This window comes from Bacillus sp. 5mfcol3.1 (assembly GCF_900114335.1).
Lineage (GTDB): Bacteria > Bacillota > Bacilli > Bacillales > Bacillaceae_G > Bacillus_A > Bacillus_A thuringiensis_S.
The window spans coordinates 1-12580 of record NZ_FOST01000008.1; the positions used below are offsets into that span (position 1 = coordinate 1).

A 12580-nucleotide genomic window follows, 5' to 3' on the forward strand; every position below is an offset into this window, starting at 1 on the left:
GCCGGCTTAGCTCAATTGGTAGAGCAACTGACTTGTAATCAGTAGGTTGGGGGTTCAAGTCCTCTAGCCGGCATCATTTAGGGGCATAGTTTAAAGGTAGAACTGAGGTCTCCAAAACCTCCAGTGTGGGTTCGATTCCTACTGCCCCTGTAAAGTATATGGGCCTATAGCTCAGCTGGTTAGAGCGCACGCCTGATAAGCGTGAGGTCGATGGTTCGAGTCCATTTAGGCCCACCATATATTATTCCGCAGTAGCTCAGTGGTAGAGCTATCGGCTGTTAACCGATCGGTCGTAGGTTCGAGTCCTACCTGCGGAGCCATGGCCCGTTGGTCAAGTGGTTAAGACACCGCCCTTTCACGGCGGTAACACGGGTTCGAATCCCGTACGGGTCATACAAAAAAGAGTCAGCATTATGCTGGCTCTTTTTTATTTTGTTGATCCTTTTTATCATGTTACTTTCCAGAAATAAATAAAGGAATTTTGGAAAAGCTATGGTATGTATAAAAAGGAGGAAATAAATAATGACACGAGTTAGAGACTTAATGAGTACCCATATTGTACATTGTACATCGCTAGACAATGTATATGAGGCAGCTGTAAAAATGAAGGAAGAATCGGTTGGGTTAATTCCTGTTGTTGAAAATGAGCAAGTTATTGGGCTTGTTACTGATCGAGATTTAGTTGTTCGAGGGATTGCTGAAAAACATCCTGGATCTAATAAAATTACAAATGTAATGACAACAAATATTATCTCAGTTTCTCCAAATGATTCTATTGAAAAAGCTACAGAGCTAATGGCACAGTATCAAATTAGACGGTTACCAGTAGTTGATAGTGGTCAGCTTATTGGCATGTTAGCACTAGGGGATTTAGCTATAAGGGAATCGGCAGATGATCAAGCTGGATTTGCCTTGAGCGAAATCTCAGAGCGTACAGAGTAAATTGAAACTTTAATTAACCGAGATTTTAATGGTCACTCATAAAGAGCTAAATTATATATAAAGTTCAGATGCATTATTCTAGTATATATGGATTAAACTAATATGTTAGCGTGATGTATCTGAGGCATTATATAATAAGTATATGGTTAATAATTTCCACAGTTTTTTTAAATTTGTTATTCTTCATTTTTAATAAGAGAAAAGATGATATACTGATAGATATAAGTATTATGAGAGATTTTGAATATAACAATATTAATTTTTAGTGGTACGATAATAAATTAATATTTCCTACATAGATGAAAAGGGAAGGGGAATTATATGAAGGCTGTACAGGGCGATCCAAATTGGAATTTGGTTACAGATACATATATAGAACCAAATAATTTTGCTGAATTATTTTCTTTGCTTGTACCTTGTCACCCAAAAGGTGAGGGGAAAGAACGAACTATATTAGTATGGAAAGAGAAAGAATTTTATAAAGAAGAAAATTTAGCGGCATTTATCGTATATGGCATGAATAAAGTAAAGAATTTACCGCAGTTTCATAAAGATGAAATTCCAACTTTAGTGCGTATTCTTCGCTTATGCCAAGAGATTGGTTGGTATGAAGAGGCAAATGCTTTTATGATAGCACAAGGATTAGCTGAGTTTGTTCATACTTCATTGGAATATGAAACATGGGATCTTTTGACGCAATCAGTTGCTTTAAACTATTTAATTATTAAATATCGTATAGGTGAATTGACAGATAGGGATATTGAAATTTGGGATAGAGTTAAATTTAATGAGAAATGTATAACCGATTGTAAACATTTATTATCTCATAAAGAAGTATTGGAATTTACATTCTTTTATATGTGCAAGAGAGCGAAATCATTATCAAAAGAGCAATTAAATAGTGATATGATGAGTTTAGCAATGTATTGTAATACTTTCGTATATGATTTATATACACATGATTTATTACGGAAATATCGTAAGTGTACAGATTTCCTATCATATTATGGACCTAGTCAGGCAGTTTTAGCATGTCAAAGAGCTGTATTATCTCAAATTTCCGATCGCTTAGACCCATTAAAGACAACACATGTAGATGATTATTTATATGTAATGAAAGAAATGATGGAGCATATGACGATAGGAGTAATGGATCGATACGGTCATTTTATTGGAAAGCTACTATCTTATGTGCCATTTTTCGAGATGATACAAGTTCCACAGCATGCATATTATTGTGAAGAATTACTGTATATTTGTAAGGGCATTGAATATAAAGAAGAAACACTACGCAATTATATATTTATACAATTACATGATTGTTTACCATCATTCTTTAGGCTATTTCTTAAAAATAAGCGTTACGCAACGATTCATGATATTCTTTTCTATTGGTGCGATGACGAACAACGAATGAGCTTAGAGAAAAAATATAATCTGAGCTTTATTTATGAAAAATATGCTTGTGGATAAACAATATTTTCGATATGAAAAATTAATATAAATTAAAAAGGATCTCCAGTTTATGTGAGATCCTTTTTTGTTAGTAAAACAAGGAGAAAGTGATTAAAACAAGAAACAACATTCCATATAGAAGAAGTTGTGCAGTATAACTTCCTTGTATACCAAAAAAAGTATTGGCTTTCTTATACAAATGCAATATGTATTTTATTGGAGTATCTTTGAAAGATTGGTACACAGTGTCTCCTCTTTCTAAGCTTCTTGTTCTTGTTTTTGTTTTTGGTTATAAGGGACATTAATATATCTAGCTACAAATAATAAAACAGCCATAAAGAATACTGGAAATACAGTAGATAAATAAAAGCCATTACTAATTATATTTGTTATGAGAGCACTCAAAAGAAATATAGCGTTATAAATATGGGCAATTTTTTGTTTTAGTTGCACTTGAAATGATTCCATCATAATTTCTAATGCAACAAAAGCAATAATAATAGATAAAAATACAATGTTTGTATTGTAAATGATTAAACAACAGATTAAACCTAAAAAGGCTGCGTATTCAATTATAAGAGGTATATTGAGTGGCATACAATTTACCTAACTAAATATGGCAGTGGATTTACTGCATTTGTTTTTTCAAAATTCCATTCTCCATTATGTAATTCAAAATGAAGATGTTGCCCGTATGAATGACCTGTGTTGCCCATATGACCTACTAATTGTCCAGCTTGTACTTGATCACCAGTTTGTACAGTGCGATCCTTCATATGAGCATAAACAGTTGTATATAATTTCCCATTGATTTGATGCGCAATGAACACAACATTGCCATAGCTAGCTGAATAATAAGATTTCACAACTTTACCTGCAGCAGCAGCTTGGATAGAGACGTTCCCTGGAGCAGCAATATCTATACCATAATGCATTTGTTCCCAGCGTATATCAAAGGTTGAGCTAATTCTTCCTTGAGCAGGGAATTTGAAAGCAGCTGGAATAGATGAAGGCTGATCTGTTTTAGCCTGTGGTTGATTTTGTACTACATAGTGTTTTGCTACATATCCGTATCCTGTGCCAAAACGAATTTTATACCAAGTTCCTACAGTTTCTACTACTTGTACTTGTGTACCGTTTTGTAATGAACCGAGTAGAGCGCTACTTGTACTAGTGTTGCTACGTACATTCAGATTAGGTGTTGCAACAGTATATTTTGTATTATTTTGAACGGTGATTCCTTTTACTAAGGGTTGTGAACCATTAGAGATGAATGCTTTTTGTACGTAACCCGTTTGGCCATTATGTGATATTTTATACCATTCGCCTTGATCTTCTTGAACGGTAATAAACTTGCCATTTGGTAATACATCTAAAATGGAAGATTCTAAATTAGGTTCAGAGCGAACGTTTAATGCATTAGCATTGACGATGTATTGATCATTAGATTGAAGTTTGTTTTTTAGTAAAATAGCATCTTTTTGTACATAACCTACTTTATTATGAACAGATACTTTATACCAACCATTAGTTGTTTCAAGGATGTTCACTTTTGTATTAAAGCGAATTGTATCAATTGATGTGCTTTTTACGTTATCTTCTGTATGTAATGCTACTTGATCGACTTTGACATACCCAGTTTTAACATTAGATAATTGTTCAGCGTTTGCTTTTTGTACATTTGTTTCACCCATAGAAGGAAGTAAAGAAGCAATCGCTACAGTAGTTGCTGTTAAAGCCGTAGCTTTCATATTCATGGAATAGAGACCTCCTCTAGTTGTATAGTTGTAATTTTATTATAGTATAAAGATATAATATAGTGGGTGTATTCACATAAATGTAATATGAAATCAATATAAAAATAAATTTTTTGAGGATAATGATTCCTTTTTATACAATTAATTTGGGTTTTATTTTCTAAAATAGAATGTATGTATTGTATAACTTCAATATTTTGTTGATAATTAAGAAAATTAAAACAGTTGATGATGTCTTATTAGGGTGTTATACTGACAGTGATAATTTTATAGTTTGCTAGGAGAGCTGGTGTTGCCAGCTGAGAGTAGGCCGTAAGCCTTTGATCCTTTTTATTACCTGATCTAGATTATGCTAGCGTAGGGAAGCAATTCGGACACTAACAATGAGTCCCCGTTTCTTTGCGTATAGAAACGGGGCTTTTTTATTTAAAAATTTCATATTGAAACCACTAGGGGTGCTTGATTTGCTGAGAGAGGAATAATCCTTAACCCTTATAACACCTGATCTAGGTAATACTAGCGAAGGGAAGTGGAACATCGAATAAATGTATAATTTTATTTGCTGTAACCACTTCTTATATATAGAAGTGGTTTTTTATTTAGATACATATATTGAAAGGGGATAGAGAAATGAAATTTTGCGATAGATTATTAGAAACTGTGCAACCGGTTTGGGAGATGAGTCATAATCATCCGTTTGTAGTGGGTATGGGAGATGGCACGTTAGAAAAAGATAAATTCCAGTATTATATTATTCAAGATTATTTATATCTGCTAGATTATGCAAAGTTATATGCGATTGGTGTTGTAAAAGCAACGAATCCACAAGTAATGGGAAAGTTCGCTGAACAAATTGATGGGATATTAAATGGCGAAATGACAATCCATAAACAATATGCAAAAAGACTTGGAATTTCTATAGAGGATATAGAGTCTGCGAAACCATCTGCTAAAAATTTAGCTTATACAAATTACATGATGTCTGTATCTCAAAATGGCACACTTGCAGAATTAATAGCAGCGCTTCTTCCATGTATGTGGAGCTACTGGGAAATTGGAAAGCGTTTAAATGATATTCCTGGAGCAAGAGATCATGAGTTTTTTGGTGAGTGGATTCAAGGATATAGTTCGGAAGAATACGGTAATCTTTGTATTTGGTTAATAGATTTATTAAATGAAATGGCAGTTGGAAAGTCTGAGAAAGAACTAGATAGATTAGAGGAGATTTTCTTATATTCCAGTCGATTTGAATATTTATTCTGGGATATGTCCTATCGTAAGGAGATGTGGGGATTTGAGGAGCAAGAACATACTACAGTTTCATAATGTTTCTTTTCATTACGATGAGAAACCAATCATCCATGAATTAAATGCTTCTATACATGAGAAAGAGTTTGTCAGTATTATCGGACCGAGTGGATGTGGGAAAAGTACTTTATTTCGCCTTATTACAGGCCTAGATAAGGTAAGTATTGGAAAGATAGAACTGACAGAAACAAAGCACCATCCTGTAGGATATATGCCGCAAAAAGATATGCTTTTGCCGTGGAGAACAATTATTGAGAATGCTGCTCTGCCGCTAGAGTGCCAAGGTGTACAGAAGAAAGAAGCCCAAGTAAAGGCAAAGGAACTGTTATATAAATTTGGTTTACAAGGATATGAGACAAAACATCCGAAAGATTTATCTGGTGGTATGAGGCAACGCGTATCTTTTATCCGAACTTTGTTAACGGGCGGGGAGATATTGTTATTAGATGAACCGTTTAGCGCGTTAGATGCTTTAACGAAGGCCTCTTTGCAAGAATGGCTGTTTGAACAATGGCAAGAGTGGGAAAAAACAATTTTATTCATTACTCATGATGTTGAAGAAGCGTTATTTCTTTCGAACCGAGTTTTAGTAGTGGAACAGCAGCCGATAACGACTTTGACTGAGCGGATTGTACCACTTGATCATAACAGAACACGAAAAGATTTATATAAACCGGAAGTATTAGCGCTGAAAGATGAGCTTCTTAGTATGTTACAAAGGCAGGTACTTGTGTGATGAACCGATTGAAAGAATTAGTTCCTGCTATTACACTTTCTAGTATTTTACTAGCTGTGTGGGAAATAGGAGCAAGAATTGTAGATGAGATGTACATTTTACCGTCACCGTCTGCGATTGTAATGAAGATATGGAAACTAAAAGACATATTATTTACGGTTCATTTACCTGCAACGTTATACGTCGTTTTAATAGGTGTTGTTATTTCTATCGTATTAGGTGTAGGGCTAGCGATGTTAATGAATGCGAGTACATGGATGGAAAGAGCATTTTATCCATTATTAGTTGCTTCACAAACGATTCCGATTACTGCGCTTGCTCCGCTATTTGTTTTATGGTTTGGATACACAATTTGGAGTAAGGTTGTTGTCACAGTTTTAATTACGTTTTTCCCGATTGCGGTCAATACGTATGATGGACTGCGTAGTACAAAAAAAGAATGGGAGGAGCTCTTAGTTACATATGGAGCAACGAAAAGAGATATTTTTCTTAAATTAAAGTTGCCGTCTGCTCTTCCTTATTTTTTCTCAGCTTTAAAAATTGCAGTTCCGCTTAGTGTTATCGGAGCAGCAATTGGAGAATGGCTCGGTGCACAAGCTGGACTTGGATATTTCAGTAAGAGAATGATGACGCAGTTAGATGGAGCTGGCGTATTTGCACCCATTGTATTGTTATCATTATTAGCTATTTTCTTCGTCGTACTTATTTCCATATTAGAAAAGAAATTCATTAGTTGGAGGAAGCATTCATGAAATTTTTAAAGCGCATCTTTGTGTTTACATTATTAATTGCAATGATTACAGGATGTTCGAGTAATTCAGCATCAGAAAAAAGTAAAAAAGAGAAAGAAATAACAGTCATGTTAGATTGGTATCCAAATGCGGTACATAGCTTTATTTATGCAGCAATTGAAAAAGGATACTTTAAAGAAGAAGGTGTAAAGGTAAATATTAAATTCCCTTCTAATCCGACTGATCCATTAACATTGGCAGCAGCAGGGAAGGTGACAGTTGGCTTGTATTATCAGCCAGATGTTGTTATGGCAAGAGCAAATGAGCAAATTCCAGTGAAATCAATTGGGGCTGTCGTACGTTCACCATTAAATCATGTCGTATCGCTGAAATCAGCGGGTATTCAATCACCGAAAGATTTAGAAGGAAAAACAGTAGGATATTCTGGAACACCTTTAAGTGAGATGTATTTAAAAACGATGGTAAAAGAAGCTGGTGGTAATCCTGATACAGTGAAAGTAGTTGATGTTGGATTTGATTTAGTACCAGCCTTAATTACGAAAAAAGTGGATGCGGTAACAGGGGCATACATTAATCATGAAGTACCGGTTATGCGTCATGAAGGCCATGAACCAGCTTACTTTAATCCAGCTGATTACGGAGTACCGAACTATCATGAACTTGTGTTTGTAACAGGTGATAAAACGTTGAAAAAAGATAAAGAAGCGTTGCAAGCTTTCTTACGTGGTACGAAAAAAGGCTATGATTTCATGAAGAAAAACCCAGATGAAGCATTGAATATTTTATTAAATCATCAAGAAAAAGAAAACTTCCCACTTGTGCCAGAAGTTGAAAAGGAAAGTATGAAAATTTTATTAGAGAAGATGGAAACGAAAGATGAGCCATTTTTATCAGATTCAAAAGAATCTTGGGAGAAACAAAATAAATGGCTGAAGGACAAAGGAATGACGAAAGAAACCGTTCCAGCCGATGAACTATTCGAAAATATTTTAAAGTAGGCGAATGAATATGAAAAATGAGCTCCACGTAATCTCAAATGGCCATATGCCATTCGAAGAGTTAGTGAATGTAGCGATGCAAATTGAGAGTGAGATTGATTATTTGCATATTCGTGAGCGTGAGAAGAGTACGAAGGAGTTATATGAAGGTGTGGAAAGTCTTTTAATGGAAGGCTTTCCGGCTTCTAAAATTGTCATAAATGATCGAATTGATATTGCAATTTTATTAAATATTCCTCGTGTTCAACTAGGGTATCGAAGCACAGATGTAAAGTCAGTGAAAGAAAAGTTTTCGTATTTGCATGTCGGTTATTCTGTGCATTCGCTAGATGAAGCGATAGTAGCATTTAAAAATGGAGCAGATTCACTCGTTTATGGTCATGTATTTCCGACAGATTGTAAAAAAGGTGTGCCAGCGAGAGGGCTTGAAGAAATTTCTGACATTGCAAGGTGTTTATCTATACCGATTACAGCAATTGGAGGAATTACTCCAGAAAACGCAGTGGATGTCCTTACTAACGGTGTAAGCGGTATAGCAGTTATGTCCGGAATTGTAAGTAGTAGTGACCCGTATAGCAAAGCGAAATCTTATAAGGAATCAATAAGAAAGTGGGCGGAAAAACATGTGTGAGAAGTATGATGTAGCGATTATTGGTGGTGGTGTAATTGGTAGTTCAGTTGCACATTTTCTAGCAGAAAGAGGACATAAAGTAGCGATTGTAGAGAAGCAAAGAATTGCATCGGAAGCTTCAAAAGCAGCTGCTGGTCTACTTGGTGTTCAGGCAGAATGGGATGCGTATGATCCGCTATTTGAACTTGCTAGAGAAAGCCGAGCTATATTTCCACAACTTGCAGCAGTTTTACGTGAAAAGACGGGTATTGATATTGGATATGAAGAAAAAGGAATTTATCGTATTGCTCAAAATGAAGATGAGAAGGAAAGAATTCTTCACATTATGGATTGGCAGCAAAAAACAGGTGAAGATTCCTATTTTCTAACGGGAGACCATGTGCGGGAAAAAGAGCCGTATCTATCCGAATCTATTATAGGAGCAGTATATTATCCGAAAGACGGTCATGTTATTGCACCAGAGCTTACGAAAGCATTCGCACATTCTGCGGCAATGTCAGGTGCTGATATATATGAACAGACAGAAGTGTTTGATATTCGTATTGAAAATAATAAAGTGACCGGAATTTTTACGAGCGAAGGTATTGTCACATGTGAGAAAGTCGTTATTGCAGGAGGTTCATGGAGCACGAAGTTACTCAGTTATTTTCACCGCGATTGGGGTACATATCCAGTTAAAGGAGAAGTGGTTGCGGTAAGAAGTAGAAAACAACTTTTAAAAGCACCTATTTTTCAAGAAAGATTTTACATTGCTCCAAAGCGCGGTGGACGTTACGTAATTGGGGCAACAATGAAGCCACATACGTTCAATAAAACTGTGCAGCCAGAAAGTATAACTTCTATATTGGAGCGTGCTTATACAATATTGCCAGCTTTAAAAGAAGCAGAATGGGAAAGCGCATGGGCAGGATTAAGACCACAATCGAATCATGAAGCTCCTTATATGGGAGAGCATGAAGAAATAAAAGGTTTATATGCTTGCACGGGCCATTATCGGAACGGTATTTTATTAAGTCCTATTTCTGGCCAATATATGGCTGATTTAATAGAAGGAGAGCAAGAGAATCATTTGCTAGATTCATTGCTTTCTAGAAGAGTTTAGAGAGGGGATGGAAGTTTGAGATTAAAAATTAATGGTAACCAAATTGAAGTGCCAGCGAGTGTAAAAACAGTAGCTGAGTTACTTACACATTTAGAGTTAGATAACAGAATTGTTGTAGTAGAGCGTAATAAAGATATTTTACAAAAAGATGATCATACAGATACATCTGTTTTTGATGGAGATCAAATTGAGATTGTAACTTTCGTAGGAGGCGGTTGATTATGTTGAACATTGGACCATTTTCATTTCATTCTAGACTTTTATTAGGTACAGGTAAATTCCCTGATTTTGACGTACAGCAAAAGGCAATTGACGTTTCTGAAGCTGAAATTTTAACATTTGCAGTACGTCGTATGGATATCTTTGATGCAAAGCAACCTAATTTATTAGAGAAACTTGATGTGAAAAAATATACGTTATTACCAAATACAGCAGGGGCAAAAAATGCTGAAGAGGCTGTTCGCATTGCAAAATTAGCAAAAGCGTCTGGGCTTTGTGACATGATAAAGGTAGAAGTTATTGGTGATGATAGAACGTTATTACCGGATCCGGTAGAAACGTTAAAGGCATCTGAAATGTTACTGGAAGAAGGATTTATCGTACTTCCGTACACATCTGATGATGTTGTATTAGCACGTAAATTACAAGAGCTTGGCGTGCATGCGATTATGCCAGGAGCATCTCCAATCGGATCAGGACTTGGTATTGTAAATCCATTAAATTTGGGCTTCATTATTGAACAAGCGACAGTACCAGTTATCGTTGATGCTGGTATTGGTAGCCCAGCTGATGCGGCATTTGCAATGGAATTAGGAGCAGATGGCGTGTTATTAAATACAGCTGTATCAGGAGCAAAAGATCCTATTAAAATGGCGCAGGCAATGAAACTAAGTATTGAAGCAGGCCGTTTAGGATTTGAAGCAGGTCGTATTGCACGTAAGCGCTGTGCAACTGCAAGTAGTCCTTTAGAAGGAATGAGCGTAGTTGAATAATCGATATTCTCGCCAAGAACTATTTTCTCCAATTGGAGCAGAAGGGCAGCAAAAGATAAGAGAAAAGCATGTACTTATTATCGGTGCAGGTGCATTAGGTAGTGCAAATGCAGAGATGTTTGTAAGAGCGGGTGTTGGCAAGATAACAATTGTTGACCGTGATTATGTAGATTGGAGTAATTTACAAAGACAACAATTGTATGCAGAGAGCGACGTAAAGAATAATCTCCCAAAAGCTATAGCGGCTAAAAAACGTTTAGAAGAGATTAATAGCGATGTAACAATAAAAGCTCTCGTTCAAGATGTAACAGCTGAAGAGCTAGAAGAACTTGTTACAAACGTTGATGTAATTATTGATGCGACTGATAATTTCGAAACACGCTTTATTGTGAATGATATAGCACAAAAATATTCTATTCCATGGATTTACGGTGCATGTGTAGGTAGTTACGGTCTTTCTTACACAATCATTCCTAGTAAAACACCATGTTTATCATGTTTATTGCAGTCGATTCCGCTTGGCGGGGCAACATGTGATACAGCGGGTATTATATCACCTGCTGTATCTCTTGTCGTTTCTCATCAAGTAACAGAAGCTCTTAAACTGTTAGTAGAAGATTACGAATCACTTCGAGATGGGCTTGTATCGTTTGATATGTGGAAGAATGAGTATTCATGTATGAATGTGCAAAAGCTTCGCCAGCATAATTGTTCTTCATGCGGAGAGAATGCATTATATCCGTATTTAAATAAAGAGAACACATCAAAAACAGCAGTTTTATGCGGGCGAAATACAGTTCAAATTAGACCACCTCATAAAGAGGAAATGAATTTTGAACAATATAAAGAGTTGCTGGAAGGTCGCGTGAATGATTTAAATGTAAATCCATATTTACTATCATTTTCTGTTGAAGACAAGAGGTTAGTCGCCTTTAAAGATGGCCGTGTGCTCGTACATGGAACGAAAGATATAAGCGAAGCAAAAACGATTTATCATCGCTATTTTGGATAGAAAAGGATGAGTGGGATGAAAGTGAATAAAGCTTTAACAATTGCAGGGTCTGATAGCGGCGGCGGTGCTGGAATTCAGGCAGATTTAAAAACATTCCAAGAGCTTGGTGTATACGGAATGACGGCTATGACGGCAATTACTGCTCAAAACACGCTTGGCGTTCAAGGGGTATATCCTGTTCCGTTAGAAGGTATTACAGAACAGCTGAATTCAATTGGTACGGATTTAACACCAGATGCAGTGAAACTAGGAATGTTATTTAGTAGTGAAATAATTCAAATTGTTGCAGAACAAATTAAAAAATTTGGCTGGAATAATATTGTGCTAGATCCCGTTATGATTGCAAAAGGCGGTGCATCATTATTACAGCAAGAAGCAGTTCAAGCATTAAAAGAATATTTATTACCAGTAGCAACTGTTATAACACCGAATGTCCCAGAAGCAGAAGTGTTAACTGGGATGGAGATTCATAATGTTGAAGATAGTAAGGAAGCTGCAAAAGTATTGCACGAATTAGGTGCTAAATATGTGCTTATGAAGGGCGGACATGCAGAATATCAAGGTAATGAAGTAATTGATTTCCTCTTTGATGGAGAAAAATTTATTGAGTTTAGAAGCGAGCGAATTCCTTCAAAGCAAACGCACGGAAGTGGGTGTACATTTGCTTCAGCGGTTACAGCAGGACTTGCGAAAGGATACTCAATTGAAGATGCTGTTCAAGAAGCAAAACGATTTATTAGTATAGCAATTGAAGAGCCATTGAATATTGGTAGTGGTCATGGACCGACGAATCATTTTGCGTATAAAGTGAATAGAACGCGTGTATAGATAAGTGAAAAGCCAGTTTTATAACTGGCTTTTTTTCTGTTTACTTTTTCAAAATACAGGAGTAATA

At 36.0% G+C, this 12580-nt stretch carries 14 protein-coding genes, 5 tRNA genes and 2 riboswitches; of the genes, 17 read left to right on the plus strand and 2 right to left on the minus strand.

Annotated features, from left to right (window positions below):
• The 7 genes from BM089_RS25805 to BM089_RS25835 all read left to right on the plus strand — a co-directional run bounded on the left by BM089_RS25805 (position 1) and on the right by BM089_RS25835 (position 2415).
• A tRNA-Thr gene (locus tag BM089_RS25805) sits at positions 1-73 on the plus strand.
• Positions 74-79: 6 nt separating this feature from the next.
• Positions 80-150 (plus strand) — tRNA-Trp (locus tag BM089_RS25810).
• 10 nt (positions 151-160) lie between these two features.
• Positions 161-237 (plus strand) — tRNA-Ile (locus tag BM089_RS25815).
• Between the two features lie 8 nt (positions 238-245).
• Positions 246-320 (plus strand) — tRNA-Asn (locus BM089_RS25820).
• 1 nt (position 321) lies between these two features.
• Positions 322-393 (plus strand) — tRNA-Glu (locus tag BM089_RS25825).
• 129 nt (positions 394-522) lie between these two features.
• On the plus strand, positions 523-942 hold the full coding sequence (locus tag BM089_RS25830; protein ID WP_090978427.1) for a CBS domain-containing protein: 420 nt from the start codon (positions 523-525) through the stop codon (positions 940-942).
• Positions 943-1263: 321 nt separating this feature from the next.
• Positions 1264-2415 carry a DUF3965 domain-containing protein gene (locus BM089_RS25835; RefSeq protein ID WP_000648915.1) on the plus strand — a complete coding sequence of 384 codons (1152 nt, stop codon included), beginning with the start codon at positions 1264-1266 and terminating at the stop codon, positions 2413-2415.
• 240 nt (positions 2416-2655) lie between these two features.
• Here the strand turns inward: BM089_RS25835 and BM089_RS25845 are convergent, their stop codons facing one another.
• Complete coding sequence (locus tag BM089_RS25845) at positions 2656-2994, minus strand: hypothetical protein (RefSeq protein WP_090978429.1); 339 nt, start codon at positions 2992-2994, stop codon at positions 2656-2658.
• A 5-nt stretch (positions 2995-2999) separates the two neighbouring features.
• Positions 3000-4154: an SH3 domain-containing protein gene (locus BM089_RS25850; protein ID WP_001056045.1), complete on the minus strand. Its 1155-nt coding sequence runs from the start codon at positions 4152-4154 to the stop codon at positions 3000-3002.
• A gap of 269 nt (positions 4155-4423) precedes the next feature.
• A riboswitch (TPP riboswitch) is annotated at positions 4424-4535 on the plus strand.
• Positions 4536-4595: 60 nt separating this feature from the next.
• Positions 4596-4699: riboswitch (TPP riboswitch) on the plus strand.
• 85 nt (positions 4700-4784) lie between these two features.
• Between BM089_RS25850 and tenA the strand changes: the two genes are divergently transcribed.
• Genes tenA through thiD form a run of 10 tightly spaced genes read left to right on the plus strand, consistent with a single transcriptional unit; the run spans position 4785 to position 12513 of the window.
• A complete protein-coding gene (gene tenA / locus BM089_RS25855) occupies positions 4785-5480 on the plus strand; it encodes a thiaminase II (protein ID WP_000666820.1) in 696 nt (231 codons plus the stop codon).
• A complete protein-coding gene (locus BM089_RS25860) occupies positions 5449-6198 on the plus strand; it encodes an ABC transporter ATP-binding protein (protein WP_090978431.1) in 750 nt (249 codons plus the stop codon). The genes tenA and BM089_RS25860 overlap by 32 nt, the downstream gene beginning before the upstream one ends.
• Positions 6198-6950, plus strand: coding sequence for an ABC transporter permease (locus BM089_RS25865; protein WP_001080857.1), 753 nt, complete (start codon positions 6198-6200; stop codon positions 6948-6950). The genes BM089_RS25860 and BM089_RS25865 overlap by 1 nt, the downstream gene beginning before the upstream one ends.
• Positions 6947-7948 (plus strand): ABC transporter substrate-binding protein, encoded by a 1002-nt coding sequence (locus BM089_RS25870; RefSeq protein ID WP_000670422.1) that lies wholly within the window; start codon positions 6947-6949, stop codon positions 7946-7948. The genes BM089_RS25865 and BM089_RS25870 overlap by 4 nt, the downstream gene beginning before the upstream one ends.
• A 10-nt stretch (positions 7949-7958) precedes the next feature.
• The gene (gene tenI, locus BM089_RS25875) at positions 7959-8579 is read left to right on the plus strand and encodes a thiazole tautomerase TenI (RefSeq protein WP_000787167.1); all 621 of its coding nucleotides are present in this window, start codon (positions 7959-7961) and stop codon (positions 8577-8579) included.
• On the plus strand, positions 8572-9681 hold the full coding sequence (thiO, locus tag BM089_RS25880; RefSeq protein ID WP_090978433.1) for a glycine oxidase ThiO: 1110 nt from the start codon (positions 8572-8574) through the stop codon (positions 9679-9681). The genes tenI and thiO overlap by 8 nt, the downstream gene beginning before the upstream one ends.
• Before the next feature lie 15 nt (positions 9682-9696).
• Positions 9697-9900 (plus strand): sulfur carrier protein ThiS, encoded by a 204-nt coding sequence (gene thiS, locus BM089_RS25885; protein ID WP_088022297.1) that lies wholly within the window; start codon positions 9697-9699, stop codon positions 9898-9900.
• Between the two features lie 2 nt (positions 9901-9902).
• Positions 9903-10673, plus strand: coding sequence for a thiazole synthase (gene thiG / locus BM089_RS25890; protein ID WP_000931980.1), 771 nt, complete (start codon positions 9903-9905; stop codon positions 10671-10673).
• Positions 10666-11685 (plus strand): thiazole biosynthesis adenylyltransferase ThiF, encoded by a 1020-nt coding sequence (thiF, locus tag BM089_RS25895; RefSeq protein ID WP_001065409.1) that lies wholly within the window; start codon positions 10666-10668, stop codon positions 11683-11685. The genes thiG and thiF overlap by 8 nt, the downstream gene beginning before the upstream one ends.
• A 15-nt stretch (positions 11686-11700) precedes the next feature.
• A complete protein-coding gene (thiD, locus tag BM089_RS25900; RefSeq protein WP_090978436.1) occupies positions 11701-12513 on the plus strand; it encodes a bifunctional hydroxymethylpyrimidine kinase/phosphomethylpyrimidine kinase in 813 nt (270 codons plus the stop codon).
• Positions 12514-12580 lie beyond the last annotated feature (67 nt).